At 68.7% G+C, this 14870-nt stretch carries 17 protein-coding genes; 16 read left to right on the top strand and 1 reads right to left on the bottom strand.

The window, feature by feature from the left end:
• Window positions 1-44: 44 nt before the first annotated feature.
• The gene (locus CRO12_RS15925; RefSeq protein ID WP_097064905.1) at window positions 45-524 is read right to left on the bottom strand and encodes a helix-turn-helix domain-containing protein; all 480 of its coding nucleotides are present in this window, start codon (window positions 522-524) and stop codon (window positions 45-47) included.
• Window positions 525-1002: 478 nt separating this feature from the next.
• Between CRO12_RS15925 and CRO12_RS15920 the strand changes: the two genes are divergently transcribed.
• From CRO12_RS15920 to CRO12_RS15845, 16 genes are read left to right on the top strand one after another with little or no spacing between them, the layout of a single operon-like run.
• On the top strand, window positions 1003-1248 hold the full coding sequence (locus tag CRO12_RS15920) for a hypothetical protein (RefSeq protein ID WP_409314177.1): 246 nt from the start codon (window positions 1003-1005) through the stop codon (window positions 1246-1248).
• A 28-nt stretch (window positions 1249-1276) separates the two neighbouring features.
• Complete coding sequence (traL, locus tag CRO12_RS15915) at window positions 1277-1564, top strand: type IV conjugative transfer system protein TraL (protein ID WP_097064904.1); 288 nt, start codon at window positions 1277-1279, stop codon at window positions 1562-1564.
• A gap of 13 nt (window positions 1565-1577) precedes the next feature.
• Window positions 1578-2144: a type IV conjugative transfer system protein TraE gene (locus tag CRO12_RS15910; RefSeq protein ID WP_097064903.1), complete on the top strand. Its 567-nt coding sequence runs from the start codon at window positions 1578-1580 to the stop codon at window positions 2142-2144.
• The gene (locus tag CRO12_RS15905) at window positions 2141-2953 is read left to right on the top strand and encodes a type-F conjugative transfer system secretin TraK (RefSeq protein WP_179641057.1); all 813 of its coding nucleotides are present in this window, start codon (window positions 2141-2143) and stop codon (window positions 2951-2953) included. Before CRO12_RS15910 ends, CRO12_RS15905 begins: the two co-directional genes overlap by 4 nt.
• Entirely contained in the window at window positions 2950-4275 is a 1326-nt protein-coding gene (locus CRO12_RS15900) for a TraB/TrbI/VirB10 family type IV secretion system protein (RefSeq protein ID WP_097064902.1), read from the top strand. The genes CRO12_RS15905 and CRO12_RS15900 overlap by 4 nt, the downstream gene beginning before the upstream one ends.
• Window positions 4276-4322: 47 nt before the next feature.
• On the top strand, window positions 4323-5159 hold the full coding sequence (locus CRO12_RS15895) for a DsbC family protein (RefSeq protein WP_425443038.1): 837 nt from the start codon (window positions 4323-4325) through the stop codon (window positions 5157-5159).
• The gene (locus CRO12_RS15890; protein ID WP_097064900.1) at window positions 5156-5986 is read left to right on the top strand and encodes a TraV family lipoprotein; all 831 of its coding nucleotides are present in this window, start codon (window positions 5156-5158) and stop codon (window positions 5984-5986) included. Before CRO12_RS15895 ends, CRO12_RS15890 begins: the two co-directional genes overlap by 4 nt.
• Window positions 5983-8556, top strand: coding sequence for a type IV secretion system protein TraC (traC, locus tag CRO12_RS15885; RefSeq protein WP_097064899.1), 2574 nt, complete (start codon window positions 5983-5985; stop codon window positions 8554-8556). The genes CRO12_RS15890 and traC overlap by 4 nt, the downstream gene beginning before the upstream one ends.
• Window positions 8549-8908, top strand: a complete 360-nt coding sequence (locus tag CRO12_RS15880) for a hypothetical protein (RefSeq protein ID WP_097064898.1) — start codon at window positions 8549-8551, stop codon at window positions 8906-8908. Before traC ends, CRO12_RS15880 begins: the two co-directional genes overlap by 8 nt.
• The gene (locus tag CRO12_RS15875) at window positions 8901-9299 is read left to right on the top strand and encodes a TrbI F-type domain-containing protein (RefSeq protein WP_097064897.1); all 399 of its coding nucleotides are present in this window, start codon (window positions 8901-8903) and stop codon (window positions 9297-9299) included. Before CRO12_RS15880 ends, CRO12_RS15875 begins: the two co-directional genes overlap by 8 nt.
• A complete protein-coding gene (locus CRO12_RS15870; RefSeq protein ID WP_097064896.1) occupies window positions 9286-9819 on the top strand; it encodes a S26 family signal peptidase in 534 nt (177 codons plus the stop codon). Before CRO12_RS15875 ends, CRO12_RS15870 begins: the two co-directional genes overlap by 14 nt.
• Complete coding sequence (gene traW / locus CRO12_RS15865) at window positions 9816-10460, top strand: type-F conjugative transfer system protein TraW (RefSeq protein WP_245858551.1); 645 nt, start codon at window positions 9816-9818, stop codon at window positions 10458-10460. The genes CRO12_RS15870 and traW overlap by 4 nt, the downstream gene beginning before the upstream one ends.
• Complete coding sequence (gene traU / locus CRO12_RS15860; protein ID WP_245858550.1) at window positions 10457-11545, top strand: conjugal transfer pilus assembly protein TraU; 1089 nt, start codon at window positions 10457-10459, stop codon at window positions 11543-11545. The genes traW and traU overlap by 4 nt, the downstream gene beginning before the upstream one ends.
• Window positions 11545-12294 carry a type-F conjugative transfer system pilin assembly protein TrbC gene (trbC, locus tag CRO12_RS15855; protein ID WP_097064895.1) on the top strand — a complete coding sequence of 250 codons (750 nt, stop codon included), beginning with the start codon at window positions 11545-11547 and terminating at the stop codon, window positions 12292-12294. Before traU ends, trbC begins: the two co-directional genes overlap by 1 nt.
• Window positions 12291-14033 carry a conjugal transfer protein TraN gene (locus CRO12_RS15850; RefSeq protein WP_245858549.1) on the top strand — a complete coding sequence of 581 codons (1743 nt, stop codon included), beginning with the start codon at window positions 12291-12293 and terminating at the stop codon, window positions 14031-14033. Before trbC ends, CRO12_RS15850 begins: the two co-directional genes overlap by 4 nt.
• Window positions 14030-14851, top strand: coding sequence for a conjugal transfer protein TraF (locus CRO12_RS15845; protein WP_097064894.1), 822 nt, complete (start codon window positions 14030-14032; stop codon window positions 14849-14851). Before CRO12_RS15850 ends, CRO12_RS15845 begins: the two co-directional genes overlap by 4 nt.
• Window positions 14852-14870: the final 19 nt, after the last annotated feature.

The raw sequence follows: 14870 nt of genomic DNA, 5'->3' as shown, positions 1-14870 counted from the left end.
GACCTTCACCAGCTATGCGTTCAGCGCGACCTTCGTCGAGGTGGTTAGCCGCGCAGAACGCCGGTCTGCCTAAACTCGCCAAGCTTCGCCTCTCGCTCGATCAGTTCATCGATGTGGCTTGCAATCCGCTGTGCCACGAACTTCGCTACCGCCGGACCCCAACGCGGATCGACGCGATCGCTGCTTTCGGCGAGCTCGGCCGCTAGCGCGTCCGGCAGCGCGGCGACGAGTGTCTCCAGAAACGCCGCCATGCCGGACCGTGACCATTCGCTGGCGAGATCGCGGCGATCGAAGAGGGCGAGGGTGAGGGCACCGCGCGCCGGTAGGCCGGCGGCGGAGAGCATCGATCCTGCTTCCTCGAGGCTGAGATGCCGCGTGCCCTTCAGCGTACGACAGATCTGATCCTTCGACAGGCCGACCCTGGCCGCCAGGTCGCGCTGGCTGAGCCCGCTCTGATCGACGAGGTCTCCAACGATGATGTGCAGCGGTATCGAGGACAGGGCTGCCGGGCTGCTGGTGGTCACGACTCCAACTCCAAGGGCTGATTCGCACGCACGGTATCAATCGCGGAGGCTGTAGGAAAACAAAACAGGAACATCCTAGCCATTTGCGGAACTCGCAATTGGCAGAGTCGCGTCGCTTACGGCGCCGGCCTCTCACCGGAAGTGCAAGGAATGAAGCCGGAAGGCGATTCGCGACGGCTGTCGCCAGCGACCGCGTGTGCCTTGTCATTCAGCGCGAGCGGCATCGCGCGAAGCTAGGAAACTTCACACTCCGGACGCGATCGGTGTCGCGGATTTCGCGACCAATCGGCTGACCGTTCTCCTGATGTTCCTTTTCGTTGAGCGTCGGCCCGAGCCGGCGTGAAGGTGGCTGTGCGGTCGGGATGCGGCCGCGGCGAACACCTTCTCGGAGACGCTCTCGATGCACAGCCTCAAGCTCCCGCTGACCCGTGCCGGCCTCGGCCGGGCCAGCGACTATCTCATCCCGGCGATCGGCCTCATGGCCGTGGCGAGCGCGGCCTATGCCGGCGCCGACACGACCTTCGGTCCGGCGCTCACCAAGTTCACCGACTTTCTGGAGGGCTCGGGCGGCAAGATCATCGCTGTGCTCAGCCTGGCCGGCGGCATCATCGGCATGGCGTCCGGCCGGTTCACGCTCGGGCAGGTGGCGATCCCCGTCGCCGTCGGCATCGGCGTCGGCACGGGCGTGCCGATCGTCACCTCCACCGTGACCGCGATCATCTGATCGCGGCGGCGAGGGCGGCGTAGCGCACATGACTGACAAGTACCTTGTCCCCCGGCGGCTCGACGATCCGGAGCTCATCGGCCTTTGGACCCTGGACGAATTCCTGGGGCTCGCGGCGCCGTTCGCCTGGGGCATCTTCTCCCAGCACATCCTTCTGGGTCTCGTGGGTGCCGGAGGAGCGTGGTTCGCGCTTCGCAAGGCCAAGGCTGGCCGGGCCAGTTCCTGGATCATCCACGCGGCCTACTGGTACCTGGGGGCAAGCTTCGTCAGGCTTCGCGCCACGCCGCCCTCCCACTGCCGCCGGCTCGCCGGCTGAGGGGAGGGGCTCCATGCTGTCCGATATCGCGCATCAGCGCAGCCAGTCGCTGCTCCGCCAGCGCAAGGTCCTGGTCGTCGCGGCCGCCGCGTCGTTCCTGGCGAATTTCGCATTGCTGACGGCGCTCAGCAGCCGCGACCGCGAAGTGATCCTGCAGCCGGTAACGACCCGGCAGCTGGCGATCAGCTCGTCGGGCGTGTCGGCCGACTATCTCGAGCTGGTGACGCGCGATGTGGCGCTGATGCTGCTCAATCGGTCGCCGACCGGGCTTGATTACTGGATGGAGCAGATCCTGAAGGTGGCCGACCCGTCTGCCTACGGGGCGCTCAAGGCCGAGCTGGTCAAGATCGTCACCGAGCAGCGCGGTTCCGACCTCGCCCAGGCCTTCGTGATCACCGGCATGACCGTGGATCCGAAGGGCCTGAGCTCCACCGTCGAAGGCGACCTCAAGACCTTCGTCGGCGGCCAGGTCATCGCCAGCGAGAAGAAGCGGTTCCGGTTTGGCTGGACCTACGTGGGGCTGCGCCTCTCGCTCTCGAGCTTCGCGCTCATCCAAGATCACAAGGAGGCGCTCCAATGATCGCCGCGACACCCGCCTGCCTACTCGGAGCCGGCGCCGCCACCTTTGCGGCCGGCACGTCCCGACCGCGCGACATCAGCCTGAAGCCGTTCGGCATGGCTCTGATCGGCGCTGCCATCGCGCTCGCCGCCACCCCGGCGTGGGCCGACCAGTATCGGCAGGCTGCCGACAATGCGCAGGTCGACTGCGTCGTCTCGAATCATGAGCTGACGCGGATCAGCCTGGTCGGCGATGCCTTTGCCAGCGTCAGCAAGATCACGACCGGCTACCCGTACAACGATTTCACCGTCACCAACGAGCCGGTCCGGGGCGACATCTACCTGTCGGTGCCCGAGGGCTTCGCGCCGGGCCGGCTGAGCTTCTTCGCCACGACCCGCAAGGGCTATGTCTACAAGTTCGCGTGCAGCGTCGGCGGACCCGAGGCCGAGCAGATCTTCGTCACCAATCCCGCGATCGCTGGTGAGCGGGCCCAGGCCTGGGAAGCGAAGGCGACCCCCCGAGACGCCGCGGTGCGCCTGGTGCAGGCCATGGCCGCGAACAGCGCGCCGGACGGCTATACGATGCGGCAGGTCGCCGCCGCCCCGGCCCGTGTCGGTGACCTCACCGTACGCCTCGTCGCCGAGTATCGCGGTGCCGCGCTCACGGGGCGCGTGCTGCGGATCGACAATCGCGGCGCCAAGCCTGTCACCATCGATCCGGCGCAGCTCACCCCGGCCGGCAGTCTCGCGGTGAGCGTCGCCGATCGCGAGCTCGGCGCCCAGCAGGCGACGACGCTCTACGTCGTGCTCGACGGGAGTGCCGGCGCATGAGCGAGCAGGCCACCCCTCCGTCCAGCCCGGCGCAGGAAAGCGTCACGGCTTTGGGCGCGCTCAACGCGAAGACCCGCGCACGCCAGCGCATGCTGCTTCTCGGCGGTGGGGGTTCCGCGGCGATGCTCGCGCTCTGGTTCGTGTTCGGCGGCACCGGCGATCACACGCCGGCCGCGGACGCGCCGCAGAAAATCGAGACCGACGGCATCGTTAATCGGGACCTCAGCCAGAAGGAGTTCGTCGCTATCTATGGCAACCGGCTGGATGCGCAGGCGCGCCAGCTGAAGGCGCTTGAGGAGAGCAAGGCGGTCGCCCCCGAGGTGCAGGCCAAGCTTGATGCGCTCTCGGCGGAGAACCAGGCGCTCAAGAGCGACGGTACCAAGACAATCGACGCGCTGACGCAGGAGAACAGCACGCTGCGCGGCGAGCTCACCCGCGCGCAGACGCAGGCGGCTGTCCCGCCGCCGGTCGCCGTGCGTGATCCGTCGATCCCGTCGGGCTCGCCGCTCGACCCGAACAATGGTGCCGGTCCTTCGGGTGCGGCGCTGCCGGCCGCCGCGGAGCGGCAGGTGAAGACAGTTTCGTTCACCGGCGGTGCCGGCGAAATTGGCGCGGCGGGCAAGACGGGCCTCAGGGCAGGGCGGCCGACGGCACCCGCGATCGAGGTCGAGGACAGCCCCGATTATCTGCCGCCGAACAGCTATGCCCCGGCGCGCGTCATCGTCGGCGTCGACGCCTCCGCGGGCGTCGCGAGCCAGACCGATCCGCTGCCCGTCGTGCTGCGGATCACCGGCCCGGCGCGCTCGGTCGTCAAGGACGGCAAGCTACTCACCACCCGCCTCCAGGGCTGCGTCGTCAACGGCGCGGCGCGCGGCGATCTCTCGGCCGAGAAGGTCTACGTCAAGCTCCAGAAGATGACCTGCGACCAGCCGGGTGGCCGGGTCGCGGTCAGCGAGGTCAAGGGCTTCATCAGCTTCGCCGGCAAAACCGGGGTGCGCGGCCGGGTCGTCAGCCGCGAGGGCAGTCTTGTCAGCCAGGCGCTGCTCGCCGGCATCGTCGGCGGCTTCGGGCGTGGCTTCTCGGCTAATGCGAACAGCGTCTTCTCCGGCATCACCACCGGGGTCGACGGCAAGCGCCAGCAGCTCTCGGGCGGCGACATCGTCCAGGGCGGCCTCGGTCAAGGCGTCGCCGACGCGTCGGACACGGTCTCCAAATATCTGATCGAGCGCGCCGAACAATATCAGCCAGTCGTGGAGATGCCGACCGGCATCGATGTCGAGATCGTCTTCCTCGATGGCGTCTATGTGAGGGACTCTCAATGAATTCTGCTGACACTCGACTTGGCCGCGAGCTGGCCAAGATGCGCCGAATGGAGGGCGTTCCCTTCTGGACCTTGCTGGCGTCCGCCTCGCTAACGCTCGGCATGGGGGCGGGCGTGGTCGCCAAGAGCGTCCAGGCCGCCCCGATCGCCTCGGTGCACGTCGACACGGACCTGGTTCGAGAAGCGCTCAAGCTGCGCCTGCCCAAGACGCGGATCGGTGCGATCGACTGCAGCCGCTTCGGCGGGCTGTGCGAAGTCGTCGCCGGCACCACGCTCTTCTATGTCGACCGGACCGCGCGCTACCTGATGATCGGGCGGCTCTACGATATGGAGACGCGCAGCGACGTTACCGCCGCGCGGTTGCTCGAGCTCAATCCCGACCTGCTCGCCGCCGGTGCCGCCGGCAAGCGCGACAGCGACGGGGACGAGCAGCCGGAGGCGGCATCGCCTGCGGCCGCGAAGGTCGACCTCGGCCAGCTGCCCGCGAAGGGTGCAATCCATTGGGGTCCGGCGACCGGTCCCAAGCTGGTCGTGCTCAGCGACTTCCACTGCGGCTATTGCCGCAAGCTCTCGAGCGAGCTCGTGAAGATGGGCGCCCGGGTCGAGGAGCGGCCGATCTCGATTTTCGGCGCGGAAAGCCGCAAGCTTGCCGAGGCCGTGCTTTGCGCCGGCGACCAGCAGGCGGCGGTTCACGCTGCCTATGACGGTCGGCCGGTCACGCCCGGCGCCAAGTGCGACACCTCCGGGCTCGACGCCAATGAGGCGTTCGCCAAAGCGCGTGGCTTTGGCGGCACGCCGGTGATCATCCGTAGCGATGGCGCGGTCCTGCAGGGCTTCCACACCGCAGACCAGCTCAAAGCCTTTGTCGCGGGAGGCCGGGCATGAGCCGCGCCGCCACCCTCGCCCTGCTGCTCACAACCGCGCTTGGCGCGAGCGGCTGCACCACGCTTGGCGGCACCGTGAAGGGCGACTTCACCTGCCGCGCGCCGGCCGGGACCTGCGCGCCCATGACCAAGATCGACGCTGCCGCGATCGGCAGTGTCGACGAGGAGGGCGCGTCGGCACCTATGGTCGGCCCGCGCCGGCAGGGCGCGAGCGGGAAGGGCGGCAGCGTCGCGGTCCGTACCGGCGAGCGCATGCTGACCATCCTCCTGCCGGCGCATGTCGACGAGGCTGGCGTGCTGCACGATGCCGCGACGGTCCACGCCGTCGTCGAGCAGCCCGCCTGGACCTTCGCCTCGGTCGCTGAGCCCACATCCATTTCCGAGTTCTCGCGCAGTCCCGCCCCTTCCTCCCTGCGCGAGGTGGTCGCTGGTGCTTCGGCACCGGTGATCGAGGGGCTTGAGTCTCCTCCCGCTCAAGCCCCTCAACCGTTCAGCGCGGCCGCTTCGACGGCGCGCATCCATGATCCCGCGGCGCCCAGCGCCGCGGCGATCGCCGCCGCTCGCGCCGGGCACCGGATCGGTACCAAGCCGCCAGCCACCGTGCCTGCGCCTGCGGCAAAGCGCTTCGGGCCGACCACGTCGGCGCTACCCGCCGGCAAGGTTATTCTGCCGCAGGGCGACCCGGGGGCGGCCCAAGCGAGGCTGAACGCGCTCGCAGCTCGGAAGCTGTCGCGGCTTGGCACCACGCTCAGGCCGGTCGGCCCGGTCACGCCAGAAATGGAGGGCAGTCCTTTCAGCGCGCCCGTTGGCCAGGAGCAGCCGCGATGAGCCTCTCCTTCAAGACGCTCACGGGCACGCTGCTCAAGGGCCTGTTCGGCGATGCCGAGGAGAGCGAGGGCGATCGCCCGGTGCTCGGCCTCGACATGCTGTCGAGCTTCCTGCCGTACCGCGTGTACGAGCCGCAGACCCGGCTTTACCTCAACGCGCGCTCGACCGGCTTCATCCTCAACGTGGCGCCGTTGGTCGGCGCCGACGAGCGCGTCGGCGACCTTCTTGGCCAGTTCCTGTCCGAAGGCCTGCCGGCGGGCGCCTGCGTCCAGATTGTCCACTGGGCAAGTCCGAGGATCAGCCGCAACATCGCGCCCTGGTTCGCGCCCCGCTACGCGCGCGGCGGCGTCTACGAGCAGATCGCGCGGGCGCGTACGCAGTGCCTCTACGACCTTGTCTGGACCAGCGGGTCGGGGGGCGCGCCCTTCCATGCGCGCCATCACCAACTGCTCGTCTCAGTCGGCGTGCCTTCGAGCAGCAGCACCACCAAGGACGAGCTTATCGCGGTTCGCGAGAACCTGGTCGGCGTGCTGCGCTCGCTCGACGTGCCCTCGCTCGATGTCGGCCCGGTCGAGCTCATCGCCTTCGTCGACGACCTGACCTCGCCAACCACGGCGAGCGGCGACGACGCCATCGACTACAACCCGCTCGACCCGATTGCCGACCAGGCGATCCGGCGCGACATCGAGCTCACCGTCGAGGAGAGCCGGATGCTGCTCCGGACCGAGCGCTTCCGGCCGACCGGCGCCAGCGACGGCGAGGCGCCCGAGATCGGCGAAATCTACCCCGACCGGTTCGACGTGCGGCATTTCGGCGTCCGCAACATGCCCGCGCGCTGGACGCCGTGGGAGACGGCGCGGCTGATTGGCGACCTGTTCACCGACAAGCTCCGCTATCCGTGCCCGGCCGGCACGATCCTCTGCCTCGTCTATCCCGACCAGGAGGCGGCCTCGACGCGCGCGGGCATGAAGTTCCTGCGCACGACCAGCCTCTCCGAAGGCAAGTCGGCCCGCTACGTGCCCAAGCTGCGCGAGCAGGCGGCCGAATGGCGCGAAGTCCAGGCGCAGCTGCAAGAGGGCCGGCGGCTGGTCCGCGCCTTCTATGGCGTGACCACCTTCTCGCCGGCAGGCGACGGCGACCGGAACGAGCGGATGGTCAAGTCGCTCTACAAAGCGGCGGGCTGGGACTTGGCCGACGAGCGCTACCTGCAGGTCCAGGGCCTGCTCGCGGCGATGCCGCTGACGCTCGCCGACGGGCTCGCCGCCGATCTCGAGCGCTGCCGGCGCATGCGGACGATGCTGTCGACCACGGCCGCCAACATCGCGCCGGTGCAGGGTGAGTATCTCGGCGGCGCGGTGCCGCACCTGCTGTTCCTAGGCCGACGGGGGCAGCCCTTCTTCTGGTCGCCGTTCGAGAATGGCGCGGGCAACCACAATGTCGCGATCCTCGGCAAGTCGGGCTCGGGCAAGTCGGTGCTGCTCCAGGAGATGTGCGCGAGCCTGTGCGGCGCCGGCGCCAAGGTCGTGGTGATCGACGACGGCCGTAGCTTCATGAACAGCTGCCGTCTCCAGGGCGGCCGTTTCATCGAGTTCACGCTGGCGAGCGGCTTCTGCCTAAATCCCTTCTCGATGATCGATGCCGAGCGCGTGGTCGACGACGAGGATTACCGCCTCGACTGCATGGCGATGCTGAAAGCCATTGTCGGACAGATGGCGCGCTTCATCGACCGGCTGACCGACACCGAGCGCGGCCTGATCGACCAGGCGGTCAATCGGGTGTGGGAAGAGCAGGGCAGGGCGGGGTCGGTCGAGGCGGTCGCGCTTGCGCTCGAAGCGACGGGCAATGCCGACGCCGCCAACCTTGCCATCGCCATGGGACCGTTCCGCGCGGGCGGCACCTATGGCGGATTCTTCAACGGCGAGGCGACGCTACGCCTCGAGGCTGACTTCACGGTCTTCGAGATGTCCGACCTCGCCACGCGCGAGGAGCTGCGCTCGGTCGTGCTGACCGCGATCATGTTCATGACCGGCCAGGCCATGACCCGCTCACCGCGGTCGGTGAAGAAGCTGCTGCTGATCGATGAGGCCTGGGCGATGCTCAAGGGCGGGTCGATGTCCGACTTCGTCGAGACCTATGCCCGGACCGCCCGCAAATATGGTGGCGCGCTCTGCACCGCGACGCAGTCGTTGAACGACTTTTACAAGTCGGACGGCGCGACCGCGGCGCTCGAGAACTCGGACTGGATGCTGGTCCTCCAGCAGAAGCCGGAGACGATCGCCGACCTCCGCAAGTCTGCCCGGCTCGACATGGATGACCGCACCGAGGGGCTGATCCGGTCGCTCAAGCGCTCCGGCAGCGAGTATTCGGAGGTCTTCATCCGCGGCCCCGAATGCCAGGCGATCGGCCGACTCGTGCTCGATCCCTTCTCCGCCACCGTCTTCTCCTCCTCGCCCGACACCTATGCCGCGATCGAGCGGCGCCACGCTCGAGGGCAGACGATCGCCGAGGCGATCGAGGCGGTGTCGCGCGGGGAGACCGAACCCCTCCCGCCGGAGCCGCATCATGGCTGACCGCTTTCCCAGCCTTCGCCCGCGGCTCGCCCGCGCTGGCCGCATCCTCGCCGACGCCTGCCACGTCACGCTCAGCGTCACCCTCTGGCTCGCCGGCACGGTGCTGGCGGCGCTGGGTGCGGTGTTCGCCTTCGTCATCGTCGCCGCGGACGGGCGTCCGTTACGCTTCTTCGCGCACCTCCAGAACCTGTCGACGCACTACCTCTTCGCTGATCCGGCGGCGCGGGCGCGTTTCGATGGCCAGGTGCTGGTGCTGTTCCTCGGCGTCGTCGGCCTGTTCCTGATCGCCCGGCTGCCCGGCTTCGCCACACGCCTGCGCCGCGAGCTCGTGCGGGGAGGCCGGCATGGCTGAGCCTGCCGTCACCACCTCGCGCACCATTGCGGGCTGGCCCGTGACCCGCGTGCTGCTCGGGATCGCCCTCATCGCGGCCCTGATCTGGACGGCGTGGGCGACCCGCTCGCTGCTCGAGCTGCAGCACCGCCGCATCGTCGCGGTGAGCCTGTCGCGGCTGGTCGAGGACTTCGTCGCGGCGGAAGCGCGCAACGGCGGCACGCCCGAACAGTCGGGGCGCCGCACCGCGACCTATCTCGCCGCGATCAACAAGGCGGTCGCCGACATGGGGGCAGGTGGCACGACCGTGCTCGTTTCCGAGGCGACGCTCGGCCGCTCGGTCGAGGATCGGACCGACGACGTGCGGGCCCGCGTCACGAAGGCCGTGGAGGCTGACCATGAGCCGCGCTGATGCCGATCCGCGCTTCTGGTCGCCGGCGCGGGCGCGCCGCTGGGCGACGCTCGCGCTACTGGGCGTGAGCGGCACCGCCTATGCCGCGCTTGCCGACTGGAGCGACGGTCACGTCCTCCTGGTCAATCAGAGCACGAGCCTGCCCAACTGGGCCTTCCTCGTCGACCGCCGCCGGCTGCCCGGCCGCGGCGAGCATGTCTTCTTCGATCCGCCGGCGAGCCCGCTCCTCGAGCGTCACTTCGGGCGCGATCACCAGCCGTTCGGCAAGATCATCTATGGCGTTGCCGGCGATGAGGTGACCCGGCGCGGTCGGCTGTTCTTCGTCAACGGCCATGCGGTCGCGCTCGCCAAGCCCAGGACGCTGCGCGGCGAGCCGCTCAAGCTTGGCCCGACCGGCACGATCCCGCGCGGCTGCTATTTTGTCGCGACGCCCAACAAGGACAGCTTCGACAGCCGCTATGCCCTGATCGGCTGGGTCTGCCGCCACCAGGTCCTCGGCACGGGGGAGCCGATCCTGTGAGCCGGCGCCTCCACCTCATCCCGTTTGTCGCCTGCCTCGCCGCGGCCGCGCCGGCGCTCGCCCGCGACTATGGCCAGCAGGGCGCGCTGTTTCCGGTGGTCGAGGCCGACCTGCTCTCGGTCATCCAGAAGCGGCTGACCGCCATGCAGGCTTCGGGCGAGATCGATCGCGCCAATCGCCAACTCGCAGAGCGGACCGCCGTCCAGGTCCGCCGGCCGGCGCCGGTGTCGGGCATCGGCCATGCCGCCGAGGAGCGGCGCTGGACGTTCGATCCCACCATCACCGTCAATGCGGATCTGCGCGATGGGCGTGGCCGCGTCGTCGTCGCCGCCGGCACCCGTGTGAACCCGCTCGATACCGTGCCGCTCCGCCAGCGGCTCGTCTTCCTCGACGGCGACGATGAGGGGCAGGTTGCCTGGGCGATGGGTGCCCCGACGGCGCTCAACGCCAAGCTGATCCTGGTGTCGGGCTCGCCGTTCGCCTTGATGAAGGCCGAGCAGCGCCGCTTCTACTTCGACCAGAAGGGCACGCTTACCCGCCATTTCGGCATCCGCGCCGTGCCGGCCGTGGTCGAGCAGCAGGGGCGCACGCTCGCGGTCAGTGAGCTGGTGCTCCGGGGAAACAAAGGAGATCACAAGTGAGCGCGATGAGCAATCGCGACTGGTTTGCCGCATCGCGAGAGCGCCATGCGGCCGCGCGTCGCCACCGTCGCTTCGGTCTGGCTGCGCTTGTCGCGCTGCTCGCCATTGTCGGCCTCGCGCTCGCGTCACCGGCGCGGGCGGAGGGGACGCCCGGCAAGTGCACCGGCCGCTTCGTCAACCCGATCACCGACGTGTGCTGGAGCTGCCTGTTCCCGATGTCGGTGGGCGGGCTCAACATCTGGCCGTCGCTCGCTGGCCGTCCCGACACCGACAATCCGACCCTGCCGGTCTGCGCGTGCGGCCTTCGGGTCGGGATCGCGATGGGGTTCTGGGAGCCGGTCCGGCTCGCCGACGTCAGCATGAAGCCGTGGTGCTTCGTGAACCTTGGCGGGCTCAAGCTCGACCCCGGCTTCGACATCGGCTTCAAGACGATCGCCGGGCCGAGCGCCGTCGGCGGCAAGGCGCAGAACACCAGCGGCTGGCACGTCCACTGGTACGCCTATCCGCTCATCTACTGGATGAACATCGTGGCGGATTTCCTCTGCCTCGAGACCGGTTCGATCGACATCCTCTACATCACCGAGGTCGATCCGCTCTGGCAGGACTCCGAGCTGACCGCGATCATCAACCCCGAGGCGGTGCTGTTCGCCAACCCGCTGGCGCTTGCGGCCTGCGCGGCCGACTGCGTCGCGGCCACCGCCAAGCTGCCGACCGATCCCCTGTTCTGGTGCGCAGGCTGCCAGGGTACGATGTATCCGCTCAACGGCAACGTTGCCGCCTCGATCGGTCATGTGCAGGCTTCGCGGCTCGCGCTCGCCCGCTTCGCCTACAAGCTCCACCGCGAGCTCGTCGCCTGGGGCACGATGGGCAGCAAGGGCCTGTGCGGCAGCTACCTCATGCCGGTGATGCGGAAGCAGCAATATCGCTTCCAGGCCACCAACCCCAATCCCCAGACCGGCGGGCGCTACGCCTGCGCGCCGATCGGCGCGTCGACCACCTTCATGTCAGCCGGCCAGGTCTATCCCGCAATCGGAGAAGATATGGGCTATCTCGTCTGGCGCAAACGCAACTGCTGCGTGCTGTGATGCGGCGTCACCTCTTCGTCGCCGGCACCGCCGCCTTTACCGGCTTGCTGCTCGGCCTCGCCGCCACCTCCGGCGCCCAGACCGTCGACGGGCTCGATCTCGCCAAGGTACGCGCGCGCGCCAAGCTCTCGCCGCAGGAAGCCGAAGCGCTCACCAATGTCGTCGCCCGGCGCGGCGAGGCGCTCCGCCGGGACGCCGCCGACAATGCGGCCTCGGCCCGCGCTGTCGCCGCCCGCTACGCCTCGACCAAGACCAGCGGTGATCCAGCCGCGACCTTCGACTTCGACGGCATGGTCGCCGCTTCGGGCAAGCAGATGGCGCCGGAGGACGCGCCGCGGCTGCTCGCGTTCGCCAGCCTCTCGATGCCCTCGGCCTCGCTCCAAGCGATGATCGCCGACGTCAGCAGGGCAGGCGGCGTGGTCGTGTTCCGCGGCTTGCCAGGCAACTCGGCCAGGACGTTCACTACCGCGCTCGCCAAGGTGCTGCCGCCCGGTGAGGTCAAGGCGGCAGTGGGTATTGACCCGCGGCTGTTCCGCGCCTTCGACGTGGAGGCCGTACCGGCTTATGTTGTGACCGCCACCGACTTCGACCTGTGTGACGGGTTCGATTGCCGCACGACGCTGCCGCCGCATGATCGCATGGACGGCAATGTCACGCTGGCACACGCGCTCGACACCTTCGCCCGCGGGAACGGTCCCGGTGCCCGCATCGCGGCGGTCTACCGTGCCCGGCTGGGAGAGGCGCAGTGAGCCCGGCCCGCACCAGCCTGGGGCTCGCGCTCGCCCTGTTCGCCGCCGGGCTCGGCGCAGGCGGAGCGCTCGGGCAGAGCCAGACCGAGGCCGCACGCGCCGACGGCAAGGCGTTCGGCAGCGATGCGCTCGGCAAGGCGCAGGACGCGGCAAAGACGGCGCCCACCGCCGATCGCGTGCCGGGCTTCGCCGGCACGCCCTCGCAATCGCCGCTGTTCGACGATCCCGACGCGATCGCCGCCCAGGCAACCTCGGCGGCGTCGAGCAATGAAGGCTATGCGACCGTCCGCTCCTCGCTCGACGGCCGGCCGCGCGTGGCCATCGAGGAAATCGAGGCGACGATCGCGCGCGGACGCGCCATCTCCGACGATCCCGCGACCTATGTGAGCGGCATGAGCGTCGGCGGCGGCCAGGGCAGCTGCCGGGAGCTGCCCCCCTCGACCGGTGCCAGCGGCACCTATGAGGCCACCTGCAACGACGGGGTCGCGCTGGAACAGCGGACGGCGAGCTGCACGATCCCGCTGGTCGTTTCTGTGACTAAGAAGACCGGCTATCGTTACTGGTGCAGCGACTTCAACGCCGGCTTCAACCGCGTCGATGATTGCAGCCTGTTCGAGCAGGCCTCGTGCCAGCGCACCGGTTCGCACGAAGGACGCTGCCTGCAGGGCTACAGCAAGCCGCCCTACCAATATTGCACCGAGCCCGGCGAGCCAGTCGAGGAACTGCTCTGCGACGCGCCGGTACCCGGCGGGTCACTTCGCGGGACCGAGACCCAGAGCACCGTCGCCGAACGCCGCGACGAGGGCGCCTGCGCGAGCCTCGCCGGCGACAGCGGCTGCACGAGCACGGCGGATATCTGCACCTCGAGCGATCCCGTGACGCGGGTGATCGATGGCGTCTCGGTGACCAAGCCGTGCTGGGCGTGGCAGCGGACCTACGAATGCCACAAGGCCGTACCGGCGCAGAACTGCGATGCGCTGGAGGCGAACAAGGACTGCCGGTTCGCGCGCGAGGAGTGCCTGACCGACGAAGCGCCGTGTCCGACGCGCGAGCGGATCTACAGCTGCACGGTCCCGGACGGGCCCGCGCCAGCCAAGCAATATGTCTGCGACGGGGACATCTACTGCGTCAACGGCGAGTGCGAGACGATCAACCGCCAGTCCAATGACGAGTTCAAGGACGCCGCGGTGGCGCTCAATGCCGCGAGCCAAGCCGGCAAGGAGTTCGATCCCGCCAAGCTGACGCTGTTCAAGGGCGAGCGCGATACCTGCCACTCCAAGGTGTTCGGCATTCTGAACTGCTGCGCGGGTAAGGCCTTCCCGCTGATCCCTTATTCGCAGCTGCTGGTGACGCTGGGCTGCGATCGCGAGGAGGTCCTGCTGCATCAACGCGACGCCCAGGGGCTCTGCCACTATGTCGGCAGCTACTGCTCGGACAGCGTCTTCGGGATCTGCGTCACCAAAAAGAAGACCTATTGCTGCTTCGAGTCGAAGCTCAGCCGCATCCTCCAAGAGCAGGGCAGGGCCCAGATCAACAAGCCGTGGGGCAGTCCGAAGAAGGAGAGCTGCCAGGGTTTCACGATCGACGAGTTCGCCCGGCTCGACCTCAGCCGCATGGACTTCTCCGAAGTCTATGCCGAGTTCCAGGACGCAGCCAAGCTCCCCGATGAGCTCGGCACGGTCGTCACCCTGCAGCAGAAGATCGCAGACTATTATGCGGTGAACGGAGGCGGCCGATGAAACTCGCTCGCTTCTGCCGCCACCTGTTGACGACGCTCAGCCTCGTGGTTGCCGCATCGGCCCCGGCCCAGACCCCGCCGGACCCGGCGCGTTTGGTTCAGATCGGCGACCGCTTCTACTGCCAGGATCGCCATCTCGGAACTTGGTTCTACTGCGAGCGGCCCAAGGTGGAGGAGCCCGATACGGCGGCCGCGCCGGTGCCCTCGGCACCGACCGCGGCGGAAAAGCTTGACGCGATCACCGCCGAGCTGCGCGAGCTCAAGGCGCGCGCGATCCTCGAGCCGACGCCTGACAATGTCACGGCTTATATCCGCTTCCAGCGAGCCCAGCTCGACCGCGCCTCGCTGTTCGGCGACGTCTGGCAGCGCGCGCTCTGGCAGACGCCGGAGCTCGACTACACGCTGCAGCGGCCGGTCGGGACGGTCGCGAAGCAGCAATGGTCCGATGCCCGCAAGGTCGAGCGCGACCAGGCGCTCGACCGCCTTGGCCGGCGATACGGGCTGTTCTACTTCTTCGCGCAGAGCTGCGGGGCGTGCCGGGTCATGTCCCCGATCGTGAAGGCGGTCGCCGACACGCATCACCTGACCGTTCGCGCGATCTCGACCGACGGCGGCCCGTCCGAGACCTTCCCGCGCTACACGGTGGAGACCAACCAGCGCTCGGCGATGGGCCTGACCGCCAAGATCACGCCCGCCGTGGTCCTGTTCGACAGCGCGACCAAGACCGCGATTCCCATCGGCTACGGCATCATCGCTGCCGACGAGCTGATGGAGCGCATCTTCCTCCTCACCCAGCGAAAGGCCGGCAGTGACTATTGACCCAGCGTCCGTTGGCGCG

The organism is Sphingomonas guangdongensis (assembly GCF_900199185.1).
In the GTDB taxonomy this organism is placed as follows: domain Bacteria; phylum Pseudomonadota; class Alphaproteobacteria; order Sphingomonadales; family Sphingomonadaceae; genus Sphingomonas; species Sphingomonas guangdongensis.
The sequence above is the reverse complement of the archived record's forward strand: the minus strand, read 5'-3'. Positions and strand labels throughout refer to the sequence as shown.

Excerpts from the sequence above, each read along its gene's own strand:
- CRO12_RS15900 (WP_097064902.1), top strand. The coding sequence starts at position 2,950 with ATGAGCGAGCAGGCCACCCCTCCGTCCAGCCCGGCGCAGGAAAGCGTC.
- traL (WP_097064904.1), top strand. The coding sequence starts at position 1,277 with ATGACTGACAAGTACCTTGTCCCCCGGCGGCTCGACGATCCGGAGCTC.
- CRO12_RS15905 (WP_179641057.1), top strand. The coding sequence starts at position 2,141 with ATGATCGCCGCGACACCCGCCTGCCTACTCGGAGCCGGCGCCGCCACC.
- traC (WP_097064899.1), top strand. The coding sequence starts at position 5,983 with ATGAGCCTCTCCTTCAAGACGCTCACGGGCACGCTGCTCAAGGGCCTG.
- CRO12_RS15890 (WP_097064900.1), top strand. The coding sequence starts at position 5,156 with ATGAGCCGCGCCGCCACCCTCGCCCTGCTGCTCACAACCGCGCTTGGC.
- CRO12_RS15910 (WP_097064903.1), top strand. The coding sequence starts at position 1,578 with ATGCTGTCCGATATCGCGCATCAGCGCAGCCAGTCGCTGCTCCGCCAG.
- CRO12_RS15920 (WP_409314177.1), top strand. The coding sequence starts at position 1,003 with ATGGCCGTGGCGAGCGCGGCCTATGCCGGCGCCGACACGACCTTCGGT.
- CRO12_RS15875 (WP_097064897.1), top strand. The coding sequence starts at position 8,901 with ATGGCTGAGCCTGCCGTCACCACCTCGCGCACCATTGCGGGCTGGCCC.
- CRO12_RS15870 (WP_097064896.1), top strand. The coding sequence starts at position 9,286 with ATGAGCCGCGCTGATGCCGATCCGCGCTTCTGGTCGCCGGCGCGGGCG.
- CRO12_RS15880 (WP_097064898.1), top strand. The coding sequence starts at position 8,549 with ATGGCTGACCGCTTTCCCAGCCTTCGCCCGCGGCTCGCCCGCGCTGGC.
- trbC (WP_097064895.1), top strand. The coding sequence starts at position 11,545 with ATGCGGCGTCACCTCTTCGTCGCCGGCACCGCCGCCTTTACCGGCTTG.
- CRO12_RS15895 (WP_425443038.1), top strand. The coding sequence starts at position 4,323 with ATGGAGGGCGTTCCCTTCTGGACCTTGCTGGCGTCCGCCTCGCTAACG.
- CRO12_RS15845 (WP_097064894.1), top strand. The coding sequence starts at position 14,030 with ATGAAACTCGCTCGCTTCTGCCGCCACCTGTTGACGACGCTCAGCCTC.